Here is a 16,293-nt window from a genome sequence, read left to right as displayed (position 1 = left end):
TTAGGATCGTCGGCAACTCTTGTTACCGGCGATCCCGACATGGTCGACTCCTCTCCCGTCGCGCTCGGCGACCTCGTTCCACTGCCCTACCAGCAGGCGCTGGCCGCCCACCTGCAGGCGAACGAGCCCGAGGCCTGGCGCTGGGCCGCCTCGGCCGAGGCGCGCGAGGAGCATGCGGCCGCCGTGCGTGCCGAGCTGCTGCGCCAGTCGTACCGGCTCGACGCCGACGCGCATCCCGAGCTGCACGCGCATGCCGCGCTGGTCGCTCAACGGCTCGGCGTCACGGTGCCCATCACCCTCTACCAAGGACAGGACGGCGCGATGAACGCCGCCATCCACACGCTGCCGGGCGAGGCCCACATCGTGCTCTCGGGCCCGCTGCTCGAGCGGCTGCAGGGGCCCGAGCTGCAGGCCGTGCTCGGCCACGAACTGGCCCACCACCTGCTGTGGACGCGCGACGAAGGCCGCCACCTGGCGGTCGACCGGCTGCTGCAGGCGACCGCGGCCGATCCGCGCGCCGACGCGAGCCACCTGCAGACCGCGCGGCGCCACAGCCTCTACACCGAGGCCTTCGCGGATCGCGGCGCCTGCGTGGGCTGCGGCGCCCTCGAGCCCGCGGTGAGCGCGCTGGTCAAGGTGCAGACCGGCCTCGCGCAGGTCCACGCCGCGAGCTACCTGCGCCAGGCCGACGAGATCAGCGCCGGGCCCGAGGCGGCCACGCGCGGCACCAGCCATCCCGAGGTCTTCGTGCGCGCCCGCGCGCTGCGGCTGTGGAGCGAGCGCGATCCGCAGGCCGATGCCTGGCTGGCCGGCGCGCTCGAAGGCCCGCTCGACCTCGCCACGCTCGACGTGCTGGGCCAGGAACGCGTGGGTGGCCTGACGCGCGCCGTGGTCGCGCGGCTGCTGCGCGAGCCCTTCATGCAGTCCGAGGCGCTGCTTGCGCATGCGCGGCGCTTCTTCCCGGGCTTCGTGCCCTCGCTGCCGCAGGCCGTGGCGCCGCCGCCGCCCGATCCGCTGCCCGCCGGGCTGCACGACTACATGGCCAGCGTGCTGGTCGATTTCGTCGCGGCCGATCCCGAGCTCGACGATGCCGCGCTGGCCGCGGCGCTCGCGCTGGCCGAGCCGCTGGGCTGCGCCGCGCCCTTCGAACAGCGGCTCGCGCAGGACCTCAAGCTGGCCAGGCGCACGCTCGCGCGCGTCAAGCGCGACGCCGCCAGCGTGCTCGACAAGGCCCGGGCCCAGCACGCACGGAGCGCCACGGCATGACGGGCATCGCACCGCTGTTGCAGTTGCTCGACACCGCCGATGCGCACGGCGGCCTGCAGACCGACGACGTGCTGGCCCTCGCCTTGCCGCTGCTGCGCGAGGTCTCGGCGCTGCACGAGCAGGGCCGGGTCGCCGCGCTGGGCCATGCGATGGCCTACCGCGTGAACGAGGTGCCCGCGCTGGAACTGGCCCAGCCCGCGGGCGCCGAGCCGAAGCGCAACCCGCAGGCGATCGCGCCGCTCGAGCGCCCGATGGCCTCGGTGCTGCGCGTGGTGGGCGAGGAGCGCGTCACCGTCGAAGGCGGCATCGGCGTCGCGCGCGAGAACCTCGAGGTGCTGCCCGAGGCCACGCCCGACACCGTGCCGCAGCGCCCGGCCTACCTGCCCGGCTACGGCGCCTGGGAGCAGCGTTTCGCGCACCACGACGCGCTCAGCGACATGCTGTGCCTGGGCCAGGTGCTGGCCAGCCTGGCCTGCGGGCTCGACTTCACGCAGGGCGAGGAGCTCGCGCGCTTCGCCGAGCACCGCGGCAACCTGTTCGAGATCAACCGCCGGCTGCACCCGGTGCTGGCCGCGGTGATCGTCGAGATGACGGCGCTCGACCGCCACGAGCGCGCGCGCGACCTGCCCTCGGTGATCCGCCGCCTCGAGACCTACCGCGACCAGCCGCTGGACCTGGGCCTGGAACGCCTCGCGAACCCGAAGGACGGCGCGGGCCAGCGCCGCCAGGCGATCCAGCTGCACCTGCGCGACCGGCTGTTCGACCTCTCGCGGCGCAACCGGCTGCTGTACTTCAAGCCCACGCAGGCGCACGTCAACCTCACGGTGGCCAGCGTGCCGCTGGTGGTCGACCTGCAGAGCATCCGCGTCGACCAGCTCTGCGTGTGGGACGGCCGCTTCGCCGCCGAGGTCGCGAGCGGCGACCCGGTGCCGCTCGCGCGCTGGCTGCGCTTCGAGGACCAGCCCTACCTGCCCGGTGCGCTCGACCGCATCCTGCAGGAAGCGCGGCGCGACCGCGCCGAGTACGGCCTGTCGCAACTGTCGCTGGTGATCGCCTTCCTGCGCTGGCACAACCTCAAGGAGGACGCCGACGAGCGCATCGTCTCGCCGCTCCTGATGCTGCCGGTGGACCTCTCGCGCAAGAAGGGCGTGCGCGACCAGTACCTGCTCGAGGCCGCAGGCCCCGAGGCCCAGGTCAACCCGACGCTGCGGCATCACCTGCGCCAGCTCTACGGCATCGTGCTGCCCGAGAGCATCGACCTGCGCGAGACCTCGATCGAGCAGTTCCATGCCGAGCTGGCCGCGCAGATCGCGCGCACCGAGCCCGGCGTGCAGTTGCGGCTGCTGCGGCAACCCGAGATCGCGCTGATCCACCAGCGCGCGCGCCAGCGGCTCGAGCAGTTCAAGCGGCGCGTGCGCGAACGCGCGCCCTCGGCCGCGCCCATCGCGGCCACCGACTACAGCTACGCGCAGGACGATTTCCGCCCGCGCGGGCTGCAGCTGTTCCATGCCCGCGTGCAGCGCGTGCCGTTGCCGCTGGCCGGCGCGGTGGGGGCGCGCCCGACGCCACGCGCACCACAGATGGCGCCCGCCGAGGCCGAGCGCCAGACCTTCGCATTGCGCGAGAACGCCGGCAATCCCTACCAGTGGGACGTGGACCTCACGGCCGTGACGCTCGGCAACTTCAACCACCGCAAGATGTCGCTGGTGCGCGACTACAGCGGGCTGGTCGAATCGGACATGGCGAGCGAGGCCTTCGACCGCGTGTTCTCGCTGCAGCCGCGCCAGGTCGACACCGAGACGCCTGCCGTGCTGCCGCTGGCCGAGCAATGGCCGGTGGTGCAGGCCGACGCGACCCAGACCGCCGCCGTGGCGCTGGCGCGCACCGGGGCCAGCTACATCATCCAGGGGCCGCCGGGCACCGGCAAGTCGCAGACCATCACCAACCTGATCGCCGACTACGTGGGGCGCGGCCGCCGCGTGCTCTTCGTCTGCGAGAAGCGCGCCGCGATCGACGTGGTGTTCCACCGCCTGCGCCAGCAGGGGCTGGACGAGCTGTGCTGCATGATCCACGACTCGCAGGGCGACAAGAAGGCCTTCGTGCAGAACCTGCGCCAGACCTATGAGCAGTGGCTCGAGGCGCCCTCCACGCTCGAGGCCGAGGGCGGCGAACGCACGCGGCTGCTCGATGCGATGGACCTCGACCTGCGCGCGCTCGAGCGCTTCGATGCCGCGATGCGCGAGGTGCCCGCGCACCTGGCCGTCACGCTGCGCGAACTGGTGGCGCGGCTGGTCGCGCTCAAGGCCGTCGATCCGAAGCTCACGCCGCTGCAGGCCGAGGCCCTGCCCGACTATGCGGCATGGCGCCGCCATGCCGAGCTGGCCGCGCGGTTGCACTTGGCCGTCATCGAGAGCCTGGACGCACCCACGCTCGCGCAGCATCCGTTCGCGCTGCTCGCGCCCGCGCTGCTGCGCCAGCCCAAGCCGCTGGCCGCGCTGGTCGAAGGCTCGGAACGCGCCGCGGCGCAAAGCGGGGCCTGCCGCGATGCGCTGGTCGAGGCCTGGCCGCCGCTGGCCGAAGCCGGCGTGACATGGCGCGACGCGCTCGCGCTGGTGGCCGATGCGCGCCGCGTCGCGACGCTGGCCGCGCGCGGGCAGCTCGCGCTGCTCGATGCATCCCATCCCGCGAGCCAGGCGCTGAATGCCGCGCTGGCCGAACGCCGCGGCCTGCAGCAGGCGCTCGACGAGAAGCTGCAGCGCACGGCCCATTGGCGCGACAGGCTATCGCCCGCCGACACCGAGGCCGGTCTCGCGCAGGCCCGCGCGCAGCAGCACTCGCTGCTGCGCTTCCTCCAGCCTTCGTGGTGGCGGCTCACGGGCGAACTCAAGCGCCGCTACGACTTCGCCGCGCATGCGGTGCGGCCCAAGCCCGCGCAGCTGCTCGAGGAACTGCTGGCCGAACACACGGCCCGCGCCGCGCTGCGGAAGCAGGCCGCGCAGCTCGAAGCCGACTACGGCTGCACCGATCCCGAGGCCTATGCGCAACAGATGCAGGTGCTGCGCGGCCTGGACGATGCCGGCAGCCTGCGCGTGGCCTTCCAGGCCCATCTGCGCAGCGCACCCGGCGCGAGCCGCGACGTCGAACGCCTGGTCGCCACCGGCTCACGCTGCGACGCGCTCGATGCGCTGTGGCGCGACCTGGTCCACGACCCGGCGAGCCTGCCGCTGGCCACGCTCGAAGAGCTCGCGCGCACGCTGCACGACCAGGCCGATGCCCTGCCCGCGGTGCTCGCGCCGCTGCAGGAACTCGCCGATGCCGACCCGGCCGTGGCCGCCGCGCTGCGCGGCCTGCCGCTCGCGCCCGAGGCGATCGAGTTCGCGGTCGCGCGCGAGGGCCTCGAGCGCGTCTACCGCACCGAGCGCTGGCTGCCGCGCTTCGATGCAGCCACGCTCGCGCGCCATGCGCAGCGCCTGGGCGATGCCGAGCGCCAGTTGCTCGGCCGCAATGCGCGCACGCTGGCCGCCGCCGTCCGCCAGCGCTTCCGCGACCATGTGCACAAGAGCGCCCTGCCCGCGAGCCAGCTCGATGCCGAGGGCAAGGTTTTCAAGAAGAGCTACAACGCCGGGCGCCGCGAACTCGAGCACGAGTTCGGCAAGACCATGCGCTACAAGGCGATCCGCGAACTCGCGAGCGGCGAGACCGGCCAGGTGGTGCGCGACATGAAGCCGATCTGGCTCATGAGCCCGCTGTCGGTGTCCGACACGCTGCCGCTCGCGGCCGACCTGTTCGACGTGGTGATCTTCGACGAGGCGAGCCAGATCCCGGTCGAGGAAGCGGTGCCCGCGCTCTACCGCGCGCCGCAGATCATCGTGGTGGGCGACGAGATGCAGCTGCCGCCGACCAGCTTCTTCTCGTCGGGCCGCGATGCCGAGGACCAGACCGTGTCGGTCGAGGACGAGGACAACGAGGGCGACCGCATCGCGGTGGTGCTCGATGCCGACAGCCTGCTGAACCAGGGCGCTCGCAACCTGCCGGCCACCCTGCTGGCCTGGCACTACCGCAGCCGCTACGAGTCGCTGATCGGCTTCTCGAACGCGGCCTTCTACGCGGGCAACCTCTACACCATCCCCGACCGCAGCCTGCCGAGCGAGACGCGCGCCGAGATCCTGGTGCGGTCGGGCGCCGCCTCGGCCGAGTCGGTGGCCGCACAGGCCGATGCGCTGCTCTCGCGCGCCATCAGCTTCCACCGCGTGACCGACGCGGTCTACGACAGCCGCCGCAACAGCGGCGAGGCGCGCCACATCGCGCAGCTGGTGCGCGAGCTGCTGCGCCGCGGCACCGGGCGCAGCCTCGGCATCGTGGCCTTCTCGGAAGCGCAGCAGGGCGAGATCGAGGCCGAGCTCGACAGCCTCGCCGCGACCGACGCCGAGTTCGCGGCACGGCTCGAGGCCGAGTACGTGCGCGAGGAGGACGACCAGTTCTGCGGCCTGTTCATCAAGAACCTCGAGAACGTGCAGGGCGACGAGCGCGACATCATCCTGCTGAGCATCTGCTACGGCCCGAATGCCGAGGGCCGCATGCTGATGAACTTCGGGCCGATCAACCAGCGCGGCGGCGAGAAGCGGCTCAACGTGATCTTCAGCCGCGCGCGCCACCACATGGCGGTGGTCTCGACGATCCGCCACGAGGCGATCACCAACGACCACAACGAGGGCGCCGCGGCGCTGAAGAATTTCCTGCGCTATGCCGAGTGCCTGTCGCGCGGCGACGATGCGACCGCCACGCGCGTGCTCGAGGGCATGAACCCGCTGACGCGCGGCGCGGCGCGGGCAGGCCACGTGCCGGCCGACGCGGTGAGCGTGCAGCTCGCGGCCGCGCTGCGCGCGCGCGGCCATGCGGTGGACGAGCAGGTGGGCCAGTCGCGCTTTCGCTGCGACCTGGCGATCCGTGCCGCCGGCACGGGTTCAGATGCGGGGGACAGCCACTACGCGCTCGGCATCCTCGTGGACACGGCGGCCCACTACGAGAACCGCAACGTGCTCGAGCGCTATGTCTCGCGCCCGCGGATTCTCGATGCCTTCGGCTGGGAGGTGCGGCAGGTGCTCGCGAAGGACTGGCTGCACGCACCGGAGGCGGTGCTCGACGGGATCGAGCACGCGCTGGCCGGGAAAGGTGCGCTCAGCGCACCACGACCAGCTGCTTGACGTCGAGCTCGACCTTGTTGCCCACGAGGTCCTTGTCGAACTCGCCGGTGATCTCGACGCGCACCTTGTCGTCGATCTTCACGCCGGGCGGAAAGTGCTTGGCGTCGATCTCGACCTTCATGCGGCCGGTGTCGTCGGCGAAGGTGTAGCGCTCGCCGCCGTCGTGCGAGACGATGAAGCCGCGCAAGGTGGCGTGCTGGTCGTCCTTGCCGGTGTCGAGCAATTGCTTGACGGTCATGGCGGGCACCGAACTCGGGCCGCTGTACTGGGCCAGGCTGCTCAGGGGCAGCGACAGCGCCAGCGCGGCGGCGGCCAGGAAGGCCTGCTTGATGGATGCGTTGCGGGTGCCGGTTGCGGTCTTGTGTGGCATGGCGAATGTTCCTCCTCGAACTGCCGGTTGAAAACGCGCAGGCGCGAAGCCTGCCCCCGGTAAGAAGGCCCAGGCCGCGCGGAGTTCCCCATATCGCTTTTTGCCGCCCCTGCGCGGCGCGCGGTTATTCGTAGATGACCGCGGCCTTGCCCGCCTCGGCCTGCGCGGTCCAGCTCGCGAGCGCCGCATCGGTCGGGAAGAACTTCGCGCGCTCGCCGAGCTGCAGCTCGACCTGCGCGCCGCCGCGCGCCATCGACAGGCGCACCGGCAGGCCCTGCACCAGCTCGCCATGCTCGCTCTGCTCGGTGCGCGCCGGGAAGTCCTTGAGCAGGCGCGCGATGTCGGGCGCCTTGCCGTTGACCGCCACGCGCAAGAACTTGCCGAAGCGGCAACGCGCGCCGGCCAGGTCCCAGACCTGCTGCACCTGGAAGCGCGCCTCGAAGCCGCCGCGCGCGGGCTGCAGCCGGCCCGAGACGATCACCAGCTCGTCGTCCTTGAGCGTGTTGCGGTTGGCGTTCATCAGCGCCTCGTCGGCGGTGGCGTCGATCGAGTCGGACTTGTCGTCGAGCTTGAAGATCGCGAGCCGCCCGCGCTGGCCGTTGATGACGCGGAAGTCGCTCACGATGCCCGCGATCACCTGCTGGTCGCGGCTGTCGAGCAGGTCGGTGATCTCGCGCTTGCAGAAGCGCCGCACCTCGTGCGAGACCTCGTCGAACAGGTGGCCCGACAGGTAGAAGCCGACCGCCGTCTTCTCGAAGGTCAGCCGTTCCTTCACGCCCCAGGGCGTGGCATCGACCAGATCGGGCTCGGCCGCGGCCGAACCGTGCTCGCTGTCGCCGAAGATGTCGACCTGCGCGGCATTGGCCGCGGTCGCGTTGGCGAATTCGAAGGCCCGGTCGACCGAGGCGATCAGCGAGGCGCGGTTCTGCTGGATGGCATCGAAGGCACCGGCCTTGATCAGCGCCTCGACCGTGCGCTTGTTGATGCGCTGGCGATCGATGCGCACGCAGAAGTCGTACAGGCTCTTGAACGGACCGCCCTCCTCTCGCGCGCGCACCACGGCCTCGACCGCGAGCTGGCCCGTGCCCTTGACGGCGCCCAGGCCGTAGCGGATGACCTTGTCGGTGACCGGCTCGAAGCGGTAGTTGCCGCGGTTCACGTCCGGCGGCTCGAAGGTCAGGCCGAAGTTCTTCTGCGCGTCCTCGAACAGCACCTTGAGCTTGTCGGTGTCGTCCATTTCCACCGTCATGTTGGCGCAGAAGAATTCGGCCGTGTAGTGGACCTTGAGCCAGCCCGTGTGATAGGCCAGCAGCGAGTAGGCGGCGGCGTGCGACTTGTTGAAGCCGTAGCCCGCGAACTTCTCCATCAGGTCGAAGATTTCGTCGGCCTTGTCCTGCGCGATGCCGTGCGTGCTCAGGGCGCCCGCTCGGAATTTCTCGCGGTGCTCGGCCATCTCCTCGAGCTTCTTCTTGCCCATCGCGCGGCGCAGCAGGTCGGCGCCGCCGAGCGAATAGCCGCCCAGGATCTGCGCGGTCTGCATCACCTGCTCCTGGTAGACCATGATCCCGTAGGTCTCCGAGAGCATCTGGGCCACCGCCGGATGCGGATACTCCACGTCCTCGCGGCCGTGCTTGCGCGCCACGAAGCTGGGGATCAGGTCCATCGGGCCCGGGCGGTACAGCGCGTTGAGCGCGATCAGGTCCTCGAGCCGGGTCGGCCGCGCGTCTTTCAGCATGCCCTGCATGCCGCGCGATTCGAACTGGAACACGGCCTCGGTCTTGCCCTCGGAGAACAGCCGGTAGGTCGGCGCGTCGTTGAGCGGAATGTTCTCGTAGGCGAAGTTCTCGCGGCCCTTGTGCCGCTTCATGATGAATTCGCGCGCGATCTCGAGGATCGTCAGCGTGGCCAGGCCCAGAAAGTCGAACTTCACGAGGCCGATGGCCTCCACGTCGTCCTTGTCGTACTGGCTCACGGCCGAGTCGCTGCCGGGCTGCTGGTAGAGCGGGCAGAAGTCGGTGAGCTTGCCGGGCGCGATCAGCACGCCGCCGGCGTGCATGCCGATGTTGCGGGTCATGCCTTCGAGCTTCTGCGCCAGCTCGACCACGGTCTTGACCTCTTCCTCCTTCTCGAGCCGCTCCGCGAGCTGCGGCTCCATCTCGAGCGCGTAGTTGTTCTTGTCGCCCTCGATCTTCTGCGCCGGCGGGTACTGCAGCGTGACCGACATGCCGGGCTTGTTCGGGATCAGCTTGCTGATGCCGTCGCAGAACATGTAGCTCATGTCGAGCACCCGGCCCACGTCGCGGATGGCCGCGCGCGCGGCCATGGTGCCGAAGGTCGCGATCTGGCTCACGGCGTTGCGGCCGTACTTGTCCTTCACGTAGTCGATCACGCGGTCGCGGTTGCCCTGGCAGAAGTCGATGTCGAAGTCGGGCATCGAGACGCGCTCGGGATTCAGGAAGCGTTCGAACAGCAGGTTGTATTCGAGCGGATCGAGGTCGGTGATCTTCAGCGCATAGGCCACCAGCGAGCCCGCGCCCGAGCCCCGGCCCGGGCCGACCGGGCAGCCGTTCTGCTTGGCCCAGTTGATGAAGTCGCCCACGATCAGGAAGTAGCCCGGGAACCCCATCTTCAGGATGGTGTTGATCTCGAACTCGAGCCGCTCGACGTAGCGCGGCCGCTGCGCGTCGCGCTTGGCCACGTCGGGGAACAGGTGTTCGAGGCGCTTCTCGAGCCCCTCGAACGATTCCTGGCGGAAGAACTCGTCGATCGGCATGCGCACGCCTTCGCTCACGAAGGGCGTGGGGAAGTCGGGCAGCTGCGGCTTGCCGAGCACCAGCGTCAGGCTGCAGCGCTTGGCGATCTCGACCGTGTTGGCCAGCGCGCTCGGGATGTCGGCGAACAGCGCCTGCATCTCGGCGCTCGACTTGAAGTACTGCTCGGGCGTGAAGCGGCGCACGCGCCGCGGGTTGCCGAGGATCTCGCCCTCGGAGATGCACACGCGCGCCTCGTGCGCCTCGTAGTCCTCGCGCGCGGCGAACTGCACCGGGTGCGTGGCCACCACCGGCAGCCCCAGTCGCGCGGCCAGCTGCACCGCGGCCAGCACGTGCGGCTCGTCCTCGGGACGGCCGGCGCGCTGCAGCTCGATGTAGAAGCGGTGCGGGAAGATGCCCGCGAGGCGCAGCGCGAGCTCGGCCGCGCGTTCGCCCTGCCCCGCGGCCAGCGGCGCGCCGAGCGGACCGGCCTGCGCGCCCGACAGCGCGATCAGCCCGCCCTGCAGTTCCTCCACCCATTCGAGCTTGCAGGCCGCCTGGGCCTGGCCGCGGCCGACGTTCTGCGTCCAGGCGCGCGCCAGCAGTTCCGAGAGGTTGAGGTAGCCCTGCTTGTTCTGTACCAGCAGCACGATGCGCGTGAGCGTCGCGGCATCCTTGCCCATGCCCTCGAGGAAGATCTCGGCGCCGATCACGGGCTTGACGCCCTTGCCGCGCGCTTCCTTGTAGAACTTGATCCCGCCGAACAGGTTGTTGAGATCGGTGATGGCCATCGCGGGCTGCTTGTCGGCAGCGGCGGCCTTGACGACTTCGTCGATGCGGTTGGTGCCGTCGACGACGGAGAACTCGGTGTGCAGACGCAGGTGAACGAACATCCGTCCATTGTAGGAAGGCGGGCCTCCACGATGTGAGTTGGCGCGGCCCCTATTGACACCCGGGCCGCCCCTCGTTCGAGAGTGCCCGAGTCAGGAACGGGTCAACCAGCGGCGCCTAGAATTCCCGCCGTGCAAGAGACCCAAGAGATATTGAACATCGCGGCCTACAAGTTCGTGGCCATCGAGGACGGCCCCGCGCTGCGCGAACGCCTGCTGGAACGCAGCCGCGCGCTGGGACTGATGGGCACGATCCTGATCGCGCCCGAGGGTATCAACATGTTTCTGGCCGGCGAGCCCGGCGCGATGGCGGACTTCCTGGGCGGCGTGCGCGCCGACGTGCGCTTCGCCGACCTCGAGACCAAGGACAGCTGGTCGGCCGCCCAGCCGTTCCGGCGCATGCTCGTGAAGCTCAAGCGCGAGATCATCCGCATGGACCACCCCGCGATCCAGCCCGCGGCCGGCCGCGCGCCGGGCGTGGATGCGCCCACGCTCAAGCGCTGGCTCGACCAGGGCCACGACGACGCGGGCCGCGAGATCGCGCTGCTCGACACGCGCAACGCCTTCGAGGTCGACCACGGCAGCTTCGAGGGCGCGATCGACTGGCGCATCGAGAAGTTCACCGAGTTCCCGCCCGCGCTGCGCGAGCACCGCGCCGAGTTCGCGGGCAAGACGGTGGTGAGCTTCTGCACCGGCGGCATCCGCTGCGAGAAGGCCGCGATCCTGATGCGCGAGGAAGGCGTCGACAACGTGCTGCAGCTCGAGGGCGGCATCCTCAAGTACTTCGAGCTGGTAGGCGGCGCCCACTACCAGGGCGACTGCTTCGTGTTCGATGGCCGCGAGGCGCTTGCGCCCGACCTCAGCGCCCGCGCGGCCAAGGCCAGCGCGCGCGCCGCCGAAGACCCCGATCTCCACAAGAAACGATAGGCCGACCTCCCCGCGATGCGCATCCTGCTGGTGGAAGACGAACTGGACATGGCCTCCTGGCTGGTGCGCGCGCTCACGCAGGGCGGCTTCGTCACCGACCATGCGCCCGATGCGCGCACAGCCGAGGCCTTCATGGCCGGCACCGAGTACGACGCGGTGGTGCTCGACCTGCGGCTGCCCGACAAGCACGGCCTCGCGGTGCTGGCCGACATGCGCAATGCCGACGACCGCACGCCGGTGCTGATCCTCACCGCGCAGGGCGCGCTGCAGGACCGGGTGCGCGGGCTGCATCTGGGCGCCGACGATTTCCTCACCAAGCCCTTCGAGCTGGTCGAGCTCGAGGCGCGGCTGACCGCGCTGGTGCGGCGCCGCCGCGGCCGCCAGCATCCGCGGCTGCAGTGCGCCTCGCTGGCCTACGACGGCGAGAGCCATGCCTTCACGCTGCGCGGCACGCTGCTGGCGCTCACGCCGCGCGAGCACGCGGCCCTGAGCGCGCTGCTCATGCGCAGCGGCTCGCCGGTCGGCAAGTCGCAGCTGTTCGGCAAGGTGTTCACCAACGACAGCACCGCCGGGCCCGATGCGATCGAGGTGGTGCTGCACCGGCTGCGGCGCAAGCTCGCCGACAGCGATGTGCGCATCGTCACCGTGCGCGGGCTGGGCTACATGCTCGAAGGCATCGCCGATGGACCCGCACGCGCCGGCACCGTCGCCCTCCCCCACTGACAGCTGGCGCTTCGGCATCCGCGCGCGCCTGCTGGCGCTGCTGCTGCCGGGCATGGTCGCGCTGCTCGCGCTCGACAGCTGGAGCGACTACCAGGCGCTGACCGAGAGCCTGGTCGACGCCTACGACCAGAGCCTGCTCGAGCCCGTGCAGGCGCTGGCCAACGGCATCGTGGTGGCGAGCGACGGCAGCGTGCGCGTGCAGGAGGCCTTCTCGGTGCAGGCGATGTTCGAGTCGACCCACCTGCGCTACAAGTACCTGCACGTGGGCGCGGCGCCGGTGGTCCGGGGCGAGACCGGCACCGAGCAGACGCTGATGGGCGTGCCCGACCTGCCCGCGCCGCCGCCGAGGAGCGGCGGCCCCGAGGGCGCGCCGGTGTTCTACGACGCCACCTACCAGCAGCATCCGGTGCGCGTGGCCGCGCTGCGCCAGACGGTCTACAACAGCCACGCGGGCAGCGCCTACACCGTGCTGATCCAGGCCGCCGAAGGCACCGGCCCGCGCCGGCGCGCGCAGGACGAATCGCTGCGCCAGGAGCTGCTGCGCGCCGCGCGCATGGTGGTGGTGATGGCGCTTCTGGTGTGGCTGGGCGTGGCCTGGACCCTGCGCCCGCTCGAGCGGCTGCGCCGGTCGCTGCGCGAACGCGCGCGCGACGACATCCAGCCGCTCGATCCGGCCGGCGTGCCGCAGGAGGTGGTGCCGCTGGTCGACGCGGTCAACCACCACATCGGGCGCCATCGCCGCATGGTGGCCGAGCATTCGCAGTTCCTCGCCGATGCCTCGCACCAGCTGCGCACGCCGCTGGGCATCCTGTCGATCCAGGCCGGCTACGCGGTGCGCGAGACCGACCCCGAGCGCATGCGCGAATCGCTGCATGCGATCGTCGCGCAGCTCGCGCGCACGCGGCGCCTGAGCGAGCAGCTGCTGGCGCTCGCGCATGCCACGCACGAGGGCGAGACCGAGGCCGCCGCGCCCGCGATCGTCGACCTCAACGCGATCGCGCGCGCGGTGGTGCTGCAGTACCTGCCGCTCGCGCGCGAGCACGACCAGGACCTGGGCTGGGTCGACGCGCGCGGCGACACCGCGACCGAGGGCCTCGCCGCGCCCGACGAGGAGGAGGACGCGGCCTCGCCCGTGCTCCCGGTGCGCGCGAACCCCGCCGAGCTGCACGAGCTGCTCGCGAACCTGGTGCACAACGCGATCAAGTACACGCCGCGCGGCGGCAACATCACGGTGACGGTGCGGCGCGATGCCTCGCAGGCGCTGGCCGAGGTCTGCGACAGCGGCCCGGGCATCGCGCCCGAACGGCGCGCCAGCGTGTTCGAGCGCTTCCAGCGCGACCCGGCCTCGCAGGGCCCGGGCGCACCCGCGATGCAGGGTGCCGGCCTCGGCCTCACCATCGCGCGCGGCTATGCGCGGCGCAACGGCGGCGAGATCCTGCTGGACAGCGCCGACATGCCCGAGAGCGCCAACGGCGGCGGGCTGCGCGCGATCCTCCGATTGCCGCTCGCTCGTACGTGATAACACGTATTTTGGGCCCCGAAGGCCCTTGCAAGCGTGTTGCGAAAGGGGATTGAAAGCCCCGCTTCCTAGACTGCATCGCTTCAGCCCGAAGGAGACATATGCAGCACAGCACGGGTGGTGGCGCGGCCTCGCAGGCATCGCGCGCCCCATCGACATTCAAGAAAGACTACTACGGCGGGGCCCTGATGGTGATCGTCGGACTGGCCGCCGCCTACGCCGGCTACGGCTACCGCGTCGGCGAACTCGCGCACATGGGACCGGGCTTCTTCCCGGTCGCGCTCGGGCTGCTGCTGGCCTTCATCGGCCTCTTGATGGTGATCTCGGCGCGCGGCCAGCAGCCGGCGCCCGAGGCCGCGGGCTCGCACGGCCATCCCGCCGGCCTGCCCGACCTGCGCGGCTGCGTCTGCATCGTGCTGGGCATCCTCTCGTTCCTGCTGCTCGGCGAATACGGCGGGCTCTTGCCCGCGACCTTCGCGATCGTGTTCATCTCGGCGCTCGGCGACCGCGACAACACGCTGCGCGAGGCCTTCCTGCTCGCGCTCGCGATGATGGTCATCGCGGTGGTGGTGTTCTGGTGGGCGCTGAGCCTGCAACTGCCGCTGTTCCAGTGGGGAGGCTGAGACCATGATCGGACAATCGCTCCACGACCTCTGGTTCGGCTTCGGCGTCGCGTTCCAGGGCTCCAACCTGCTGTGGTCCTTCTTCGGCGTGCTGGTGGGCAACCTCATCGGCGTGCTGCCCGGCATGGGCGCGCTGCAGGCCATCTCGATCCTGCTGCCGCTCACCTACGTGATGCACCCGGTGCCCGCCATCCTGATGCTGGCCGGCATCTTCTACGGCTCGCAGTACGGCGGCGCGATCGGCGCCATCCTGATGAACATGCCCTCGCACCCGCCGCACGCGGTGACCTGCCTCGACGGCTATCCGCTGACGAAGAAGGGCAAGGGCGGCGTGGCACTCGGCGTGACGATGATCTCCTCGTTCTTCGCCGCCTCGGTGGGCATCGTGGTGATGATCTTCGCCTCGCCGCTGCTGGTGCAGATCGCGTTCAAGTTCGGCCCGACCGAGATCTTCTCGATCATGATGCTGGGCCTGCTCGCGGGCTCGACCATGTCGCGCGGCTCGGCGCTCAAGGGCGTGGCGATGACGGTCTTCGGCCTGCTGTGCGGCGTGGTCGGCACCGACGTCAACAGCGGCAGCTTCCGCTTCGCCTTCGACCTGCCCGAGCTCAGCGACGGCCTCGAGCTGGTCGCGATCTCGATGGGCCTGTTCGGCGTGGCCGACTTCCTGCTCAACGTGAACCGCATGAAGAGCATCGGCGACACCGGCACGCTCAAGCTCAGCGACATGCGCCCGAGCAAGGAAGAGCTCAAGCGCGCCTTCCCCGCCATGATCCGCGGCACCGTCGTGGGCACGATCTTCGGCGCGATGCCGGGCACCGGCCCGACCATCACCACCTTCATCGCCTATGCGCTCGAGCGCAAGGTGTCGAAGACGCCCGCGGCCTTCGGCACCGGCATGATCGAAGGCGTGGCCGGGCCCGAGGCCTCTGCGCATTCGAAGACGCAGGTCGACTTCATCCCGACCATGAGCCTGGGCATCCCGGGCGACGCGGTGATGGCGCTGATCCTCGGCGCGCTGCTGATCCAGGGCATCCAGCCCGGCCCGCAGCTGATCACCGAGCACCCGGACATCTTCTGGGGCCTGATCGCCAGCTTCTGGATCGGCAACGTGATCCTGGTGGTGCTCAACGTGCCGCTGATCGGGGTCTGGGTGAAGCTCCTGAAGGTGCCCTACAAGTACCTGTTCCCGGCGGCGATGTTCTTCATCGCGGTGGGCGTCTTCAGCACGCAGAACAGCCTGTTCCAGATCTGGGAGGTGCTGGTGTTCGGCATCATCGGCGCGCTGCTGATGTCGCTCGAGTTCTCGGTCGCGCCGATCCTGCTGGGCTTCGTGCTCGGGCCGATGGTGGAGGAGAACTTCCGCCGCGCGCTGCTGCTCTCGCGCGGCGACATGTCGGTGTTCGTCACGCGCCCGATCAGCGGCACCTTCATCGGGCTGTGCGTGCTGCTGCTGATCGGCGTGGGCTACTCGGCCTGGCGCGGTTCGCGCCGCAAGTCGCAGCTGCTGCCCGACGCGCCCGACGGTGCGCCACCGGCCGAAGCGGTGACGCTGGGCAAGTAGTTTCAGAGGCCTTCGGCGAAGGCCAGCACGCGGCGCCCGTCGGCCTCGGTGTAGACCGCGGCCGGCGTGAGCCCCACGTAGCGGCCGCCCTCGTGCGGCCGCGCTTCCACCAGCTGGAAGCCCACCACCTCGCCCGACTTCACGTAGCGGGTCTCGATGTAGATGCCGGTCTGGCCGGCCTTGTTGACCGGCAGCTGCGCGACCGCCGCATAGTCCTCGGCCTTGAGCAGTGCCGTGAGGCGGTCCTTGAGGTGGAAGTCGTACCAGGCCTGCTTGTAGACCTGCGACTCGCCGGTCTTCACGTGCTTGAGCATCACCAGCAGCTTGCGCTGGAACAGCTTGAGCTCCTTCATCAGGAACTCGAACAGGTCGCCGTATTCGCCCGGTGCCGTTTCCGGTGTCTTCTGAATCGCCATCTCGCCTCGCTCGCTTTCTTCAACGTCGTTGTGATTGTGGG

10 protein-coding genes are annotated in these 16,293 nt (G+C 70.4%); 7 read left to right on the top strand and 3 right to left on the bottom strand.

The features are described from left to right. The first annotated feature begins 39 nt into the window (after positions 1-39). Both ACEN9J_RS02540 and ACEN9J_RS02535 read left to right on the top strand, forming a co-directional pair. The gene (locus ACEN9J_RS02540; protein WP_413763206.1) at positions 40-1,266 is read left to right on the top strand and encodes a M48 family metalloprotease; all 1,227 of its coding nucleotides are present in this window, start codon (positions 40-42) and stop codon (positions 1,264-1,266) included. Beyond that, the gene (locus tag ACEN9J_RS02535; RefSeq protein ID WP_413763205.1) at positions 1,263-6,470 is read left to right on the top strand and encodes a DUF4011 domain-containing protein; all 5,208 of its coding nucleotides are present in this window, start codon (positions 1,263-1,265) and stop codon (positions 6,468-6,470) included. The genes ACEN9J_RS02540 and ACEN9J_RS02535 overlap by 4 nt, the downstream gene beginning before the upstream one ends. On the opposite strand, the gene ACEN9J_RS02530 is transcribed toward ACEN9J_RS02535, so the two are convergent. Beyond that, positions 6,445-6,840 (bottom strand): YgiW/YdeI family stress tolerance OB fold protein, encoded by a 396-nt coding sequence (locus tag ACEN9J_RS02530; RefSeq protein ID WP_082321843.1) that lies wholly within the window; start codon positions 6,838-6,840, stop codon positions 6,445-6,447. The two genes, ACEN9J_RS02535 and ACEN9J_RS02530, sit on opposite strands and share 26 nt — an antisense overlap. A 124-nt stretch (positions 6,841-6,964) precedes the next feature. Beyond that, on the bottom strand, positions 6,965-10,483 hold the full coding sequence (gene dnaE, locus ACEN9J_RS02525) for a DNA polymerase III subunit alpha (RefSeq protein ID WP_413763204.1): 3,519 nt from the start codon (positions 10,481-10,483) through the stop codon (positions 6,965-6,967). 129 nt (positions 10,484-10,612) lie between these two features. Between dnaE and ACEN9J_RS02520 the strand changes: the two genes are divergently transcribed. From ACEN9J_RS02520 to ACEN9J_RS02500, 5 genes are all read left to right on the top strand, one after another. Next, the gene (locus ACEN9J_RS02520; RefSeq protein ID WP_413763203.1) at positions 10,613-11,407 is read left to right on the top strand and encodes a sulfurtransferase; all 795 of its coding nucleotides are present in this window, start codon (positions 10,613-10,615) and stop codon (positions 11,405-11,407) included. 15 nt (positions 11,408-11,422) lie between these two features. Next, positions 11,423-12,130: a response regulator gene (locus tag ACEN9J_RS02515; protein ID WP_413763202.1), complete on the top strand. Its 708-nt coding sequence runs from the start codon at positions 11,423-11,425 to the stop codon at positions 12,128-12,130. Next, entirely contained in the window at positions 12,090-13,649 is a 1,560-nt protein-coding gene (locus ACEN9J_RS02510) for a sensor histidine kinase (protein WP_413763201.1), read from the top strand. Before ACEN9J_RS02515 ends, ACEN9J_RS02510 begins: the two co-directional genes overlap by 41 nt. 101 nt (positions 13,650-13,750) lie before the next feature. After that, positions 13,751-14,272 carry a tripartite tricarboxylate transporter TctB family protein gene (locus tag ACEN9J_RS02505; protein WP_261207303.1) on the top strand — a complete coding sequence of 174 codons (522 nt, stop codon included), beginning with the start codon at positions 13,751-13,753 and terminating at the stop codon, positions 14,270-14,272. A 4-nt stretch (positions 14,273-14,276) separates the two neighbouring features. Next, on the top strand, positions 14,277-15,836 hold the full coding sequence (locus ACEN9J_RS02500) for a tripartite tricarboxylate transporter permease (protein ID WP_057596755.1): 1,560 nt from the start codon (positions 14,277-14,279) through the stop codon (positions 15,834-15,836). A 2-nt stretch (positions 15,837-15,838) separates the two neighbouring features. Here the strand turns inward: ACEN9J_RS02500 and ACEN9J_RS02495 are convergent, their stop codons facing one another. Beyond that, positions 15,839-16,252 carry a hypothetical protein gene (locus tag ACEN9J_RS02495; RefSeq protein ID WP_057596754.1) on the bottom strand — a complete coding sequence of 138 codons (414 nt, stop codon included), beginning with the start codon at positions 16,250-16,252 and terminating at the stop codon, positions 15,839-15,841. Positions 16,253-16,293 lie beyond the last annotated feature (41 nt).

The sequence above is a fragment of the Variovorax sp. Varisp41 genome (genome assembly GCF_047325085.1).
Lineage (GTDB): Bacteria > Pseudomonadota > Gammaproteobacteria > Burkholderiales > Burkholderiaceae_C > Variovorax.
The sequence above is the reverse complement of the archived record's forward strand: the minus strand, read 5'-3'. Positions and strand labels throughout refer to the sequence as shown.